The organism is Novimethylophilus kurashikiensis (assembly GCF_003112435.1).
Taxonomy (GTDB): Bacteria; Pseudomonadota; Gammaproteobacteria; order Burkholderiales; family Methylophilaceae; genus Novimethylophilus; species Novimethylophilus kurashikiensis.
Genome location: NZ_BDOQ01000026.1, coordinates 1 through 15,169 on the forward strand (window position 1 = coordinate 1; position 15,169 = coordinate 15,169).

Consider the following 15,169-nt stretch of genomic DNA (forward strand, 5'->3'; position numbering starts at 1 on the left):
TGCCAAGATCGTCGAGTAATTGAATTAATCGCCGCGTGCAGCCTTCAATCGGGTTGCCGCGGCGTCACTGCTTAATACAGGCCAGTAGCTCAATTGGCAGAGTGTCGGTCTCCAAAACCGAAGGTTGGGGGTTCGAGGCCCTCCTGGCCTGCCACTTTTCAGGCGCAATAATATAAATGATAGATAAAATCAGGCTGATACTGGCATTGTTGCTGGTAGCCGCAGGTATTGGCGGTTTCTATCTGCTTGGCGACAAGCCGGCTGTATTGCGCGTGCTCTCCGTTCTCGCTGGCTTTGGTGCTGCGGTTGCCGTCATGTGGACGACTGCGCTGGGTCGTGAGGCGGTCAATTTCATCAAGGAGTCGGCGGCCGAGGCGCGCAAGGTTGTTTGGCCGACTCGTAAAGAAACCATTCAAACCACCGGTGCTGTGTTCGCGCTGGTGCTTGTCATGGGTGTCATCCTTTGGGTGGTGGATTTCTCCCTGCTCTGGTTTATCAAGCTGATATTGGGACGGAGTGCGTAAATGACGATGCGCTGGTATGTGGTGCACGCTTACTCCGGCTTTGAGAAGTCGGTGCAGCGTGGTTTGCAGGAACGTATTAATCGCTCCGGCATGCAGGACAAGTTCGGGGAAATCCTGGTTCCTGTCGAAGAAGTGGTCGAGATGAAGTCCGGCCAAAAGTCCATTTCCGAACGGAAGTTCTTCCCCGGCTACGTGCTGGTGCAAATGGAGATGGAGGATGACACCTGGCACCTGGTTAAAAACACTCCGCGTGTAACAGGGTTTGTGGGTGGTACCAACCTAAAGCCAACGCCGATTTCCGATAAGGAGGTCGCGGCGATCTTGCAGCAAATGCAGGATGGCGTGGAAAAGCCCAGGCCCAAGATTCTGTTCGAAAACGGCGAAATCGTTCGCGTCAAGGAAGGCCCGTTCACCGACTTCAACGGTGTGGTCGAGGACGTGAATTACGAAAAGAGCAAGCTGCGCGTGACCGTCACGATTTTTGGTCGAGCCACGCCGGTTGAGCTTGATTTCAGTCAAGTCGAAAAGAGCTGATTTAGCAGTAAAGGTGCCGCCAGGTTTTCTGGCGGCGTTTTAACGGGGAGCCAGCCAAACTGGCGCTATTACCCACATTAGGAGTTAATGATGGCAAAGAAAGTCATTGGCTACATCAAGCTGCAGATTCCTGCAGGTAAAGCCAATCCAAGTCCCCCGGTCGGCCCGGCTCTGGGTCAACGCGGTCTGAATATCATGGAGTTCTGCAAGGCGTTCAACGCTGCTACGCAGAGCATGGAGCCTGGTCTGCCGGTGCCGGTGGTGATTACCGCCTTCGCCGACAAGAGCTTCACCTTCATCATGAAGACGCCGCCGGCAACCGTTCTGATCAAGAAGGCTGCCAAGATCGATAAGGGTAGCCCGCGTCCTCACACCGACAAGGTCGGCAAGATCACCCGTGCCCAGGCTGAAGACATCGCCAAGGCCAAGGCTCCCGATCTGACCGCTGCTGATCTGGACGCTGCCGTTCGCACCATTGCCGGTAGCGCGCGCAGCATGGGTATTGAAGTGGAGGGCGTATAACATGGCTAAGATTTCCAAGCGTGTAGTTGCGCTGCGTGCCAAGGTCGATCGCACCAAGGCTTATTCCCTTGATGAGGCGTTGTCGCTGGTCAAGGAAACCGCTACCGCCAAGTTCGACGAATCTGTTGATGCAGTCGTCAACCTCGGTATCGACGCACGTAAGTCCGACCAGCTGGTTCGCGGTGCCCTCGTGCTGCCGCACGGAACTGGCAAGACCTCCCGCGTTGCTGTGTTTGCACAAGGTGTGAATGCTGATGCAGCCAAGGCTGCTGGTGCCGATATCGTTGGTTTCGAAGATCTGGCCGAGCAAATCAAGGGCGGCATGATGGACTTCGACGTGGTCATTGCCACGCCGGACGCCATGCGTATCGTCGGTGCCCTGGGTCAAATCCTGGGGCCGCGCGGTTTGATGCCGAACCCGAAGGTTGGCACCGTAACCCCGAACGTTGCCGAGGCAGTCAAGAATGCCAAGGCGGGTCAAGTGCAATACCGTACCGACAAGGCCGGTATTATTCACTGCACCATCGGTCGTGCTTCTTTCGGCGTGGATGCGCTGAAGGGCAACCTGCTGGCATTGGTCGAGGCGCTGAACAAGGCCAAGCCCGCTTCCAGCAAGGGGGTGTATTTGAAGAAGATGTCGGTCTCCAGCACCATGGGTGCCGGCGTTCGCGTCGATCAGGCCAGCCTGACGGCGTAAAGAATCTGCGCCGCGGTTACTGCCGCGGCGCAACAGTGCTTTGGGCCCGTCGCACAAGCATTACGCGACGGGGTTATCAAAGACCGTAGGGGCCTGTAGCAGGCTTAATGAGGGTGAAAGTCGGCCCGATCCTACGCAGATGGCGTGCCCCAGACAGGATGCTCCTGAACTAGGTCCGCCGTAGAGGGCCCCGGAATTCGTGGTGCCGGGGTTTTATCAACGGAAGGAGGAAGACATTGAGTCTTAATCTTGAAGAGAAAAAGGCAGTCGTAGCTGAGATCAGCGAGCAAGTTGCTCAGGCTCAGTCTATCGTCATCGCCGAGTATCGCGGTTTGCCTGTTGGCGACATGACCGCCCTCCGTGCACAAGCTAGAAAATCCGGGGTTTATCTGCGCGTTCTCAAGAACACGCTGGTTCGCCGTGCCGTTGACGGTACCCCCTTCTCTGGCCTGGCTGACCAAATGGTCGGTCCGCTGGTGTTCGGCATTTCTGCCGACCCGGTTGCTGCAGCGAAGGTGCTGAATGACTTTGCCAAGGCCAACGATAAGTTCGTCATCAAGGCCGGCTCGCTGCCAGGCAAGGTGATGGACGTCAATGGCGTCAAGGCGCTGGCAACACTGCCGAGCCGCGAAGAGCTGCTGTCCAAGTTGCTGGGCACCATGCAAGCCCCGGTTGCACAGTTCGTTCGCACCCTCAACGAGGTGCCGACGAAGTTCGTGCGTGGTCTTGCCGCCGTTCGCGACAAACAAGCCGCTTAATTCAACATTCAATTTAATCAGGAGTAATACAAATGGCTCTGTCCAAAGCAGAAATTATTGATGCAATCGCTGGTCTGACCGTTCTGGAACTGTCCGAACTGATCAAGGACCTGGAAGAAAAGTTCGGCGTGTCCGCTGCTGCTGCCGCTGTTGCTGTGGCTGCTGCTCCGGCTGCTGGTGGCGCTGCTGCCGCTGCTGAAGAAAAGACCGAGTTCGACGTGGTCCTGGCTTCTGCCGGCGACAACAAGGTGAACGTCATTAAGGCTGTTCGCGAACTGACCGGCCTGGGCCTGAAGGAAGCCAAGGACCTGGTTGACGGTGCTCCTAAGGCTGTCAAGGAAGGCGTTTCCAAGGCTGATGCTGACGCAGCTGCCAAGAAGCTGGAAGAAGCTGGCGCTAAGGTCGAAGTTAAGTAATTGCTGTTTTAGTGCTGCACGGGCTGGCGGGAAACCGCCAGCCTTTACGCTTTTATAAAGCGCAAACGATTTCTAGCTGTCTTAGAAGGCATAAGACAGGACCGCTTCACCGCGTATCCTGCCTCCTGTCCTCTATCCAGTCTGTGGAGAATTGCTAATGAGCTATTCCTTTACCGAGAAAAAACGTATCCGCAAGAGCTTTGCCAAACGTGAAACAGTGCAGGAAGTACCTTACCTGCTGGCAATGCAGCTGGAATCGTATCTCAGCTTTCTGCAGGCCGACGTTGCGCCCGATCAGCGCAAGAACGTTGGTTTGCAGGCAACGTTCAGCTCGGTCTTCCCCATCGCCAGTCACACCGGCAATGCCCGTCTGGATTTCGTGAGCTACAACCTGGGTCAGGAGCCGTTCGACGTTAAGGAATGTCAGCAACGCGGCTTGACCTATGCAGCACCGCTGCGCGTACGTGTACGTCTTACTATCATGGACAAGGACGCCTCCAAGCCGACCGTCAAGGAAGTCAAGGAGCAGGAAGTGTACATGGGCGAACTGCCGCTCATGACCGATAACGGTTCGTTCGTTATCAACGGCACCGAGCGCGTCATCGTTTCCCAGCTGCACCGCAGCCCGGGTGTATTCTTTGCGCACGATCGCGGCAAGACTCACTCTTCCGGCAAGCTGCTGTTCGATGCCCGCATCATTCCTTACCGTGGTTCCTGGGTCGACTTCGAGTTCGATCCCAAGGACTACCTGTACTTCCGTATCGACCGTCGCCGCAAGATGCCGGTGACCATCCTGCTGAAGTCGCTGGGTTACACGCCGGAACAAATCCTCGAGACGTTCTACGATTTCGACACGTTCCACATCAGCAAGAAGGATGTGCAGTTCGAACTGGTGCCTGAGCGTATGCGCGGTGAAGTCGCAAAGTTCGACATTCAGGACAAGGACGGCAACGTGATCGTTGCCAAGGATAAGCGCATCACCGTTAAGCATATTCGCGACATGGAAAAAGCCGGCATCAGCAAGATTGCCGTGCCGGACGAATTCATTATCGGCCGTACCATCGCAAACAACATCATCGACAAGGAATCCGGCGAAGTCGTGGCCAATGCCAACGACGAAATCACCGAAACCCTGTTGGGTAAGCTGCGCGATGCAGGCGTCACCAAGCTGAGCGTGCTGTACTCCAACGAACTGGATCACGGCGATTACATTTCCCAGACCCTGCGTGTCGACGAAATCCCGGATCAATACGCTGCCCGCGTTGCCATCTACCGCATGATGCGCCCCGGTGAGCCGCCGACCGAAGAAGCGGTCGAACTGTTGTTCAACCGCTTGTTCTTCAGCGAAGAGTCGTACGACCTGTCGACCGTCGGCCGCATGAAGTTCAACCGTCGCGCCTACCCGGAAAAAGTCGATGATCGCACCGCCAATTGGCTCAAGCGCTTCTATGAGCGTGTCGGCGCACAAGGTGAAGAAGGTCCGCTGACGCTGACCAACGACGACATCCTGGCCGTCATCGGCGTGCTGGTCGAGCTGCGCAACGGTCGCGGCGAAATCGACGATATCGACCACCTGGGTAACCGCCGTGTGCGTTCCGTGGGCGAATTGGCCGAGAACCAGTTCCGTGCCGGTCTGGTGCGCGTTGAGCGTGCTGTCAAGGAGCGTCTGGGCCAAGCCGAATCCGAAAACCTGATGCCGCACGACTTGATCAACGCCAAGCCGGTATCCAGCGCTGTGCGCGAGTTCTTTGGTTCCAGCCAGTTGTCGCAGTTCATGGACCAGACCAACCCGCTGTCCGAGATCACCCACAAGCGCCGCGTTTCCGCATTGGGACCGGGTGGTTTGACACGCGAACGTGCAGGTTTCGAAGTGCGTGACGTGCATCCGACGCACTACGGCCGCGTATGCCCGATCGAAACGCCGGAAGGTCCGAACATCGGCCTGATCAACTCCTTGGCGCTGTACTCCCGCACCAATCAGTACGGCTTCCTGGAAACCCCGTACATGCGGGTCGACGACGGCAAGGTCACGGACCAGATCGAATATCTGTCTGCGATTGAAGAAGCGCAGTACGTGATCGCCCAGGCTAATGCCGAGCTCGACGCCGATGGCAAGTTCCTCGACGTCCTCGTGTCCTGCCGCCATCACAATGAATTTACACTCAAGGGTCCGGGCGAAGTGCAGTACATGGACGTGGCCCCTGGCCAGATCGTGTCCGTGGCTGCATCGTTGATTCCGTTCCTGGAACACGACGACGCGAACCGTGCCTTGATGGGCGCCAACATGCAACGTCAGGCTGTGCCTTGCTTGCGTGCTGAAAAGGCCGTGGTTGGTACCGGTATCGAACGTACCGTAGCTGCCGACTCCGGTACCGTGGTCAAGGCCAAGCGCGGTGGCGTGGTGGATTACGTCGACGCCGGCCGTATCGTGGTGCGCGTGCATGACGAAGAGGCCGCTGCGGGCGAAGTCGGTGTGGATATCTACAACCTGACCAAGTACACCCGTTCCAACCAGAACACCAATATCAACCAGCGTCCGCTGGTCAAGGTGGGCGATGTGATTGCTCGCGGCGATATCGTCGCCGACGGCGCATCCACCGATATGGGCGAATTGGCGCTGGGTCAGAATATGCTGGTCGCGTTCATGCCCTGGAACGGCTACAACTTCGAAGACTCGATCCTGATCTCCGAGCGCGTGGTCGCCGACGATCGGTATACCTCGATCCACATCGAGGAAATGTCCGTGGTTGCTCGCGATACCAAGCTCGGACCGGAAGAAATCACCGTCGATATCCCGAATCTCTCTGACCGTATGCTGGGTCGCCTGGACGAATCCGGCATCATCCACATCGGTGCTGAGGTCGAAGCCGGCGACGTGCTGGTAGGTAAGGTGACGCCGAAGGGCGAAACCCAGCTAACGCCGGAAGAAAAGCTGCTGCGCGCCATCTTCGGTGAAAAGGCCAGCGACGTGAAGGATACTTCGCTGCGCGTGCCTTCCGGTATGTCCGGTACCGTCATCGACGTGCAGGTCTTCACCCGTGAAGGCATCGAGCGCGATAAGCGCGCTCAGCAGATCATCGACGACCAGCTGAAGCACTACAAGCAGGATCTGGCCGACCAGATGCGAATCGTTGAAGACGACGCATTCGGCCGTATTCGCCGCATGATCGAGGGCAAGACCGTCAACGGCGGTCCCAAGAAGATCAAGAAGGGCGAGAGCATTACCGGTGAATACCTTGAAGGTTTGCCGCGCCACGACTGGTTCGACATCCGTCTTTCCGACGAAGATGCCGCTCGTCAGCTCGAACAGTTGAAGGAAAGCCTCGAGCAGACCCGCCTCGACTTCGATGCCAAGTTCGAAGAAAAGAAGCGCAAGCTGACCCAGGGCGACGAACTGCCGCCAGGCGTGCAGAAGATGGTCAAGGTCTACGTGGCCGTGAAGCGCCGCCTGCAGCCCGGCGACAAGATGGCCGGTCGTCACGGTAACAAGGGGGTGGTGTCCAAGATCGTTCCCATCGAAGACATGCCCCACATGGCCGACGGCCGTCCGATGGACATCGTGCTTAATCCGCTCGGCGTGCCGTCTCGTATGAACATCGGTCAGATTCTGGAAGTGCACTTGGGCTGGGCTGCCAAGGGTCTGGGCTGGCGCATCGAGGAAATGCTCGAGCAACAGGCCAAGGCCGCAGAACTGCGCAAGTTGTTCGAACAGGTCTACAACAGCACCGGTAACAAAGAAGACATCGCCTCCATGACGGAAGTTGAAATCTTCGATCTGGCGAAAAACCTCAAGGCTGGCGTGCCGTTCGCGACCCCGGTGTTCGACGGTGCATCCGAAGAGGACATCAAGGCAATGTTGGACTTGGCCTTCCCGGACGAACTTGCTGGCAAACTGAAGCTGACCCCTGCCAAAACGCAGGCTGTGTTGTACGACGGCCGCACCGGCGAAGCCTTCGAGCGCCCGGTAACCGTGGGTTACATGCACGTGCTCAAGCTGCACCACTTGGTCGATGACAAGATGCATGCTCGTTCTACCGGTCCTTACTCGCTGGTTACCCAGCAGCCGTTGGGCGGTAAGGCCCAGTTCGGCGGTCAGCGCTTCGGTGAAATGGAAGTCTGGGCATTGGAAGCCTACGGCGCGTCCTACACCCTGCAGGAAATGCTCACGGTCAAGTCCGACGACGTTTCCGGCCGTACGAAGGTTTACGAGAACATCGTCAAGGGCGAACACAAGATCGACGCCGGTATGCCGGAATCCTTCAACGTGTTGGTGAAGGAAATCCGCTCGCTGGCTATCGATATCGACCTGGAACGTAATTAAGGAGACTCTGGTGAAAGCACTACTGGATCTATTCAAGCAAGTCACGCAAGAGGAGGAGTTCGACGCAATCAAGATCGCGCTGGCTTCTCCCGAGAAAGTTCGTTCCTGGTCTTATGGCGAGGTCAAGAAGCCGGAAACGATCAATTACCGTACCTTCAAGCCCGAGCGCGACGGTCTGTTCTGCTCCAAGATTTTCGGTCCGGTAAAGGACTACGAATGCTTGTGCGGTAAGTACAAGCGCTTGAAGCACCGCGGCGTCATTTGTGAAAAGTGCGGCGTCGAAGTCACTTTGTCCAAGGTGCGTCGCGAACGCATGGGCCACATCGAACTGGCTTCGCCGGTTGCACACATCTGGTTCTTGAAGTCCCTGCCCAGCCGCTTGGGTATGGTGCTCGACATCGCCCTGCGCGACATCGAGCGCGTGCTGTACTTCGAAGCTTACATCGTCATTCAGCCGGGCATGACCCCGCTGACCCGCGGTCAGTTGCTGACCGAAGACGACTACCTGGCCAAGGTTGAAGAATACGGCGACGAATTCTCCGCTAGCATGGGCGCCGAAGGCGTCCGTGAATTGCTGCGCACCATGGACATCGATCGTGAAGTCGATTCGCTGCGCCGCGAGCTCTCCGAAACTGGCTCCGAAGCCAAAATCAAGAAGATCGCCAAACGCCTCAAGGTGCTCGAGGCTTTCCAGAAGTCCGGCATCAAGCCCGAATGGATGATTCTGGAAGTGCTGCCTGTGCTGCCGCCGGAATTGCGTCCGTTGGTTCCGCTGGACGGCGGCCGTTTTGCGACGTCTGACCTGAACGACCTGTATCGCCGCGTTATCAACCGTAACAACCGTTTGAAGCGTTTGCTTGAGTTGAAGGCTCCTGAAATCATCGTGCGCAACGAAAAGCGCATGCTGCAGGAAGCCGTGGATTCGCTGCTCGACAACGGCCGTCGCGGCAAGGCCATGACCGGCGCCAACAAGCGTCCGCTGAAGTCCTTGGCCGACATGATCAAGGGTAAGGGGGGGCGTTTCCGTCAAAACCTGTTGGGTAAGCGCGTCGACTACTCCGGCCGTTCCGTGATCGTGGTGGGCCCGACCCTGCGCTTGCATCAGTGCGGTCTGCCCAAGAAGATGGCGCTAGAACTGTTCAAGCCCTTCATCTACCACAAGCTCGAAGTACTGGGCCTGGCGACCACCATCAAGGCCGCCAAGAAGAAGGTGGAGGAAGAAGGTCCGGAAGTTTGGGACATCCTCGAAGACGTTATCCGCGAGCATCCGGTGTTGCTGAACCGCGCACCGACGCTGCACCGTCTCGGTATTCAAGCGTTCGAGCCGATCCTGATCGAAGGCAAGGCCATCCAACTGCACCCGTTGGTTTGTGCGGCGTTCAACGCCGACTTTGACGGCGACCAGATGGCCGTTCACGTGCCGTTGTCGCTCGAAGCGCAAATGGAAGCCCGTACGTTGATGCTGGCCTCCAACAACGTGCTGTCGCCTGCTAACGGCGAGCCGATCATTGTGCCGTCTCAGGATATCGTGTTGGGTCTGTACTACATGACCCGCGAGAAGATGGCTGCGCGCGGCGAAGGCATGCTGTTCTCCGACGTGGCCGAAGCGCAACGCGCATATGAGTCCGGTCTGGTCGATCTGCACGCTCGCGTCAAGATCCGTATCAAGGAATACGAATACGATGCCGACGGTCAGGAAGTTGAAAAGATCGTGCGTTACGAAACCACGATCGGCCGTGCAATCTTGTCCGAGATTCTGCCGGTGGGGTTGCCCTTCAGCGTAATCGATAAGGCGCTGAAGAAGAAAGAAATTTCGAAGCTGATCAATACCAGCTTCCGTAAGGTCGGTATCCGCGCCACGGTGATTTTCGCCGACAAGCTGATGCAAACCGGTTATCGCTACGCGACCCGCGCAGGTATTTCCATCGCCGTAAACGACATGCTCGTTCCTCCCGAGAAGGAAGCGCTGATCGCCGCCGCCGAGCGTGAAGTGAAGGAAATCGAAGACCAGTACACATCCGGTCTCGTGACTCAAGGCGAACGCTATAACAAGGTCGTGGACATCTGGGGTCGTGCCGGCGATAAGGTTGCGGACGCCATGATGAAGCAATTGCGTGAAGAGGTTGTGCGCGATGCAGCTGGTAACGCGATCGTTAAGGACGGCAAGGAAGTTCGCCAGGAATCCTTCAACGCGATTTACATGATGGCCGACTCCGGCGCCCGCGGTTCTGCCGCTCAGGTGCGTCAGCTGGCCGGTATGCGCGGGCTGATGGCAAAGCCGGACGGCTCCATTATTGAAACGCCGATTACCGCTAACTTCCGTGACGGCCTGAACGTGTTGCAGTACTTCATCTCGACGCACGGCGCTCGTAAGGGTCTGGCAGATACCGCGTTGAAGACTGCTAACTCTGGTTACCTGACCCGTCGTCTGGTCGACGTGACGCAAGACTTGGTCGTGACCGAGCACGATTGCGGCACCACCAACGGTCTGGTGACCAAGGCTTTGGTCAAGGGCGGTGAAGTCATCGAGCCGTTGAGCGATCGTATCCTCGGCCGCGTGGCTGCTATTGACGTGATCCATCCGGAAACGCAGGAAACCGTCTACGAAGCCGGTACGCTGCTGACCGAAGACGAAGTCGAGCATATCGAATCGCTGGGTATCGACGAAGTCAAGGTGCGCACTGCACTGACCTGCGAAACCCGCTACGGTTTGTGCTCCCAGTGCTACGGTCGCGACTTGGGTCGCGGCAAGCTGATCAGCATCGGCGAAGCCGTCGGCGTGATCGCTGCGCAGTCTATCGGTGAACCGGGTACCCAGCTCACCATGCGTACCTTCCACATCGGGGGTGCCGTATCGCGTACCGCTGCAGTTTCCCAGGTGGAAAGCAAGTCCAACGGCGTGGTGCGATTCACCTCCACCATGCGTTATGTGACCAGCGTGCGTAACGAGCAGATCGTGATCTCGCGTAACGGCGAAGCGATCATCACTGACGAAAACGGCCGTGAGCGCGAGCGCCATAAGGTACCTTATGGCGCAACGCTAAACATGATGGACGGTAAGCAAGTGAAGGCCGGTCAGCCGCTGGCGACCTGGGATCCGCACACCCGTCCGATCATTACCGAGTACTCCGGTCGCGTGAAGTTCGAGAACGTCGAAGAAGGCGTGACCGTTGCCAAGCAGATCGACGAAGTGACCGGTCTGTCCACCCTGGTGGTTATCGATCCGAAGCAGCGTGCAGGCCAGACCAAGGGTCTGCGTCCGCAGGTGAAGTTGCTCGACGAAAAGGGTAACGAAGTCAAGATCGCCGGTACCGATACGTCGGTGAACATCACCTTCCAGATCGGCTGCATCATTACCGTGAAGGACGGCCAGGACGTCGGCGTGGGTGAAGTGCTTGCACGTATCCCGCAGGAATCGTCCAAGACTCGCGATATTACCGGGGGTCTGCCGCGCGTAGCCGAGCTGTTCGAAGCCCGTTCGCCCAAGGATTCCGGCATGTTGGCCGAAATCACGGGTACGGTGTCGTTCGGTAAGGATACGAAGGGTAAGCAGCGTCTGGTCATTACCGACCTCGACGGCGTGCAGCACGAGTTCCTGATTCCGAAGGACAAGCACGTGACTGTGCACGACGGCCAAGTGGTCACCAAGGGTGAAACCATCGTCGACGGTCCGGCCGAGCCGCAAGACATCCTGCGTCTGCAAGGTGTCGAAGCGCTGGCTCGTTACATCATCGACGAAGTGCAGGACGTTTACCGTCTGCAGGGCGTGAAGATCAACGATAAGCACATCGAAGTAATCGTGCGCCAGATGCTGCGTCGTGTTCGCGTGACCGATCCGGGTGAAACCAGTTTCATCCTTGGCGAACAAGTTGAACGTGCAGATCTGCTGGATGAGAACGATCGCGTCATGGCTGTAGGCAAGGAGCCGGCGAAGTACGAGTACATCCTGCTCGGTATTACCAAGGCATCGCTGTCGACCGATTCGTTCATCTCCGCGGCCTCCTTCCAGGAAACTACCCGCGTGCTGACCGAAGCCGCAATCCTGGGCAAAAAGGACGAACTGCGAGGCCTGAAGGAAAACGTCATCGTCGGCCGACTCATCCCGGCCGGTACCGGTCTGGCTTACCACGATACCCGCAAGCGCCAAGCTGCCGGTATCGATGCAGCCCCGGTGACGGAGGTAGTAGAAGCGAGCAGCGAGGAAGTGTCGACGGTGGAAACCACCGAAGATGGTGATGCTGCTTGACATTAACGTTGCGGATCAATAAAATGCTCCGCTTTTCCGGGGTGGCTTGCGCCATCCCGTAATTTTTAGAGAAGTCATTTTTAGGATTCAAAAATGCCGACCATTAACCAGTTAGTGCGCAAAGGCCGCCAGCAAATCGTTGCGAAGAGCAAGGTGCCTGCACTGGAAGCATGCCCGCAAAAGCGTGGCGTATGCACGCGTGTTTACACGACGACCCCGAAGAAGCCGAACTCCGCGTTGCGTAAGGTCGCCAAGGTGCGCCTGACCAATGGTTTCGAGGTCATCAGCTACATCGGGGGTGAAGGCCACAATCTGCAAGAGCACTCTGTGGTGCTGATTCGCGGCGGCCGTGTGAAGGACTTGCCGGGTGTGCGTTACCACATGGTGCGCGGCAGTCTCGATACCGCGGGCGTCAAGGATCGTAAGCAGTCCCGTTCCAAGTACGGCGCGAAGCGCCCCAAGGCAGCGTAATCTTCGCTGCTCTTTTGATGAATTGAGTTTGAGGTAAAACCATGCCAAGACGCAGAGAAGTGCCCAAGCGTGACGTCCTGCCCGATCCTAAGTTCGGCAGCCAGGAAGTTTCCAAGTTTGTTAACGTTCTGATGACCGGCGGCAAGAAGTCTGTCGCTGAGCGCATCCTTTACGGTGCGTTCGAGCAGATCGAGCAGAAGTCCAGCAAGAACCCGCTGGAAGTGTTCACCCAGGCGATCGGTAATCTGCGTCCCATGGTGGAAGTGAAGAGCCGTCGCGTTGGTGGTGCTAACTACCAGGTGCCGGTGGAAGTGCGTCCGGCTCGCCGTACGGCACTGGCTATGCGCTGGATGCGGGATGCTGCTCGCAAGCGCGGTGAGAAGTCGATGGGCCTGCGTCTCGCAGCCGAGTTGATGGAAGCTGCTGAAGGTCGCGGCGCCGCCATGAAGAAGCGTGAAGAAGTTCACCGTATGGCAGAAGCCAACAAGGCATTCTCGCACTTCCGTTTCTAATTTCCTGCGAATAGATAAAGGTAATCAGCAGTGGCACGCAAAACTCCTATTGAGCGCTACCGTAACATCGGCATTAGCGCGCACATTGACGCTGGTAAGACGACGACCACCGAGCGCATTCTTTACTACACCGGTGTTAACCACAAGATCGGCGAAGTGCACGATGGTGCAGCGACGATGGACTGGATGGAGCAAGAGCAGGAGCGTGGCATTACGATTACCTCCGCAGCTACCACCTGTTTCTGGAAGGGCATGGACATGTCTTTCCCGGAGCATCGCTTCAACATCATCGACACCCCGGGGCACGTCGACTTCACGATTGAAGTTGAGCGCTCCATGCGCGTGCTCGACGGTGCTTGCATGGTTTACTGCGCGGTAGGTGGTGTTCAGCCTCAGTCCGAAACCGTGTGGCGTCAAGCCAACAAGTACAAGGTGCCTCGTCTGGCGTTCGTGAACAAGATGGACCGTACTGGTGCCAACTTCTTCAAGGTCGTCGATCAGATGAAGACGCGCTTGAAGGCTAATCCTGTGCCTATCGTTATCCCAATCGGTGCTGAAGATTCGTTCACCGGTGTGGTCGATCTGCTCAAGATGAAGGCGATCATCTGGGATGAAGCGTCCCAGGGCATGAAGTTCGAATATAAAGATGTTCCGGCTGACCTGGTTGAGCTTGCCAATAAATGGCGCGAAAACATGGTTGAGGCCGCTGCTGAAGCTTCCGAAGAGTTGATGAATAAGTACCTTGAGGCAGGTGAGCTGTCCGAGCAGGATATTATTCAGGGTTTGCGCGCTCGTACGATTGCAACCGAGATTCAGCCGATGTTGTGCGGTTCTGCATTCAAGAACAAGGGCGTTCAGCGCATGCTGGATGCTGTGGTGCAATTGCTTCCGTCCCCGGTAGATATCCCTGACGTAAAGGGTGAAACCGAGGCCGGCGAGCCGACCACCCGTAAGGCGGATGACAAGGAAAACTTCTCCGCGCTCGCATTCAAGCTGATGACCGACCCGTTCGTGGGTCAGCTGACCTTCGTTCGCGTCTACTCCGGCGTGTTGAAGAAGGGCGATACCATTTACAACTCCGTTAAGGGTCGTAAGGAACGTATCGGCCGTATCGTGCAGATGCACGCTAACAATCGTGAAGAAGTCGACGAGATTTTGGCAGGCGATATCGCCGCCTGTATCGGTTTGAAGGATGTCACCACGGGTGAAACCCTCTGTGATTCCGAAAAGCCCGTGATTCTCGAGCGTATGGTGTTCCCGGATCCGGTGATTCACGTTGCCGTTGAGCCGAAGACCAAGGCTGACCAGGAAAAGATGGGTATCGCGCTGGGTCGTTTGGCTCAGGAAGACCCGTCTTTCCGTGTGCGTACCGACGAAGAAACCAATCAGACCATTATTTCCGGTATGGGTGAATTGCACCTGGAAATTCTGGTGGACCGTATGCGTCGTGAATTCAACGTTGAAGCCAACGTTGGTGCTCCGCAAGTGGCATACCGTGAAGCCATCAAGAAGAAGGTCGAGGTTGAAGGCAAGTTCGTCAAGCAGTCCGGTGGTAAGGGTCAGTACGGTCACGTCTGGATTACCATGGAGCCGAACGGCGAAGGCAAGGGTTTCGAGTTCGTCGATGCCATCAAGGGCGGTACCGTTCCTCGCGAATTCATCCCGGCTGTTGAAAAGGGCTTGCGCGAAACCATCCCGAACGGCGTTCTGGCCGGCTTCCCGGTGGTTGATGTCAAGGTAACCCTGTTCGACGGTTCTTACCACGATGTGGACTCCAACGAAAACGCCTTCAAGATGGCTGCTTCGATGGCATTCAAGGATGGTATGCGCAAGGCTGATCCGATCCTGCTCGAGCCGATCATGGCTGTGGAAGTTGAAACGCCTGAAGACTACATGGGTGACGTGATGGGTGACTTGTCTTCACGTCGTGGCATGATCCAGGGTATGGAAGACATGGCTGGTGGCGGTAAGGCTATTAAGGCCGAAGTGCCGTTGTCCGAAATGTTCGGATACTCCACTACGGTGCGTTCGCTATCTCAAGGCCGCGCTACGTACAGCATGGAATTCAAGCACTATTCTGAAGCCCCGAAAAACGTGGCTGAAGCAATTATCAACAAGAAGTAATTTACTTATTTGTAGAGGAAGCTAATCATGGCAAAAGGCAAGTT

At 56.9% G+C, this 15,169-nt stretch carries 11 protein-coding genes and 1 tRNA gene; all 12 read left to right on the forward strand.

All coding sequences use genetic code 11. The annotated features are described in order from the left end of the window. The first annotated feature begins 78 nt into the window (after positions 1 to 78). The 12 genes from NMK_RS18000 (at position 79) to fusA (ending at position 15,125) form a co-directional block, all read left to right on the forward strand. Positions 79 to 154, forward strand: a tRNA-Trp gene (locus NMK_RS18000). A 22-nt stretch (positions 155 to 176) separates the two neighbouring features. Beyond that, on the forward strand, positions 177 to 524 hold the full coding sequence (secE, locus tag NMK_RS18005; RefSeq protein WP_109017159.1) for a preprotein translocase subunit SecE: 348 nt from the start codon (positions 177 to 179) through the stop codon (positions 522 to 524). Further along, entirely contained in the window at positions 525 to 1,058 is a 534-nt protein-coding gene (gene nusG, locus NMK_RS18010; RefSeq protein WP_109017160.1) for a transcription termination/antitermination protein NusG, read from the forward strand. Positions 1,059 to 1,148: 90 nt separating this feature from the next. Then, the gene (rplK, locus tag NMK_RS18015; protein WP_109017161.1) at positions 1,149 to 1,580 is read left to right on the forward strand and encodes a 50S ribosomal protein L11; all 432 of its coding nucleotides are present in this window, start codon (positions 1,149 to 1,151) and stop codon (positions 1,578 to 1,580) included. Position 1,581: 1 nt separating this feature from the next. Further along, complete coding sequence (gene rplA / locus NMK_RS18020; protein ID WP_181376345.1) at positions 1,582 to 2,277, forward strand: 50S ribosomal protein L1; 696 nt, start codon at positions 1,582 to 1,584, stop codon at positions 2,275 to 2,277. Positions 2,278 to 2,513: 236 nt separating this feature from the next. After that, positions 2,514 to 3,035 carry a 50S ribosomal protein L10 gene (gene rplJ, locus NMK_RS18025; RefSeq protein WP_109017162.1) on the forward strand — a complete coding sequence of 174 codons (522 nt, stop codon included), beginning with the start codon at positions 2,514 to 2,516 and terminating at the stop codon, positions 3,033 to 3,035. Between the two features lie 32 nt (positions 3,036 to 3,067). Further along, positions 3,068 to 3,451, forward strand: a complete 384-nt coding sequence (rplL, locus tag NMK_RS18030) for a 50S ribosomal protein L7/L12 (protein ID WP_109017163.1) — start codon at positions 3,068 to 3,070, stop codon at positions 3,449 to 3,451. Positions 3,452 to 3,608: 157 nt separating this feature from the next. Beyond that, on the forward strand, positions 3,609 to 7,772 hold the full coding sequence (gene rpoB / locus NMK_RS18035) for a DNA-directed RNA polymerase subunit beta (protein WP_109017164.1): 4,164 nt from the start codon (positions 3,609 to 3,611) through the stop codon (positions 7,770 to 7,772). Positions 7,773 to 7,782: 10 nt separating this feature from the next. Continuing rightward, positions 7,783 to 12,018 (forward strand): DNA-directed RNA polymerase subunit beta', encoded by a 4,236-nt coding sequence (gene rpoC / locus NMK_RS18040; RefSeq protein ID WP_109017165.1) that lies wholly within the window; start codon positions 7,783 to 7,785, stop codon positions 12,016 to 12,018. Positions 12,019 to 12,111: 93 nt separating this feature from the next. After that, complete coding sequence (gene rpsL, locus NMK_RS18045) at positions 12,112 to 12,489, forward strand: 30S ribosomal protein S12 (protein WP_109017166.1); 378 nt, start codon at positions 12,112 to 12,114, stop codon at positions 12,487 to 12,489. Positions 12,490 to 12,530: 41 nt separating this feature from the next. Continuing rightward, complete coding sequence (gene rpsG / locus NMK_RS18050) at positions 12,531 to 13,001, forward strand: 30S ribosomal protein S7 (RefSeq protein WP_109017167.1); 471 nt, start codon at positions 12,531 to 12,533, stop codon at positions 12,999 to 13,001. 30 nt (positions 13,002 to 13,031) lie between these two features. Further along, positions 13,032 to 15,125: an elongation factor G gene (gene fusA, locus NMK_RS18055; RefSeq protein ID WP_109017168.1), complete on the forward strand. Its 2,094-nt coding sequence runs from the start codon at positions 13,032 to 13,034 to the stop codon at positions 15,123 to 15,125. The last annotated feature ends 44 nt before the right edge of the window (positions 15,126 to 15,169 follow it).

Coding starts and splice junctions, on each gene's coding strand:
- secE (WP_109017159.1), top strand. CDS start 177: ATGATAGATAAAATCAGGCTGATACTGGCATTGTTGCTGGTAGCCGCA.
- nusG (WP_109017160.1), top strand. CDS start 525: ATGACGATGCGCTGGTATGTGGTGCACGCTTACTCCGGCTTTGAGAAG.
- rplK (WP_109017161.1), top strand. CDS start 1,149: ATGGCAAAGAAAGTCATTGGCTACATCAAGCTGCAGATTCCTGCAGGT.
- rplA (WP_181376345.1), top strand. CDS start 1,582: ATGGCTAAGATTTCCAAGCGTGTAGTTGCGCTGCGTGCCAAGGTCGAT.
- rplL (WP_109017163.1), top strand. CDS start 3,068: ATGGCTCTGTCCAAAGCAGAAATTATTGATGCAATCGCTGGTCTGACC.
- rpoB (WP_109017164.1), top strand. CDS start 3,609: ATGAGCTATTCCTTTACCGAGAAAAAACGTATCCGCAAGAGCTTTGCC.
- rpsL (WP_109017166.1), top strand. CDS start 12,112: ATGCCGACCATTAACCAGTTAGTGCGCAAAGGCCGCCAGCAAATCGTT.
- rpsG (WP_109017167.1), top strand. CDS start 12,531: ATGCCAAGACGCAGAGAAGTGCCCAAGCGTGACGTCCTGCCCGATCCT.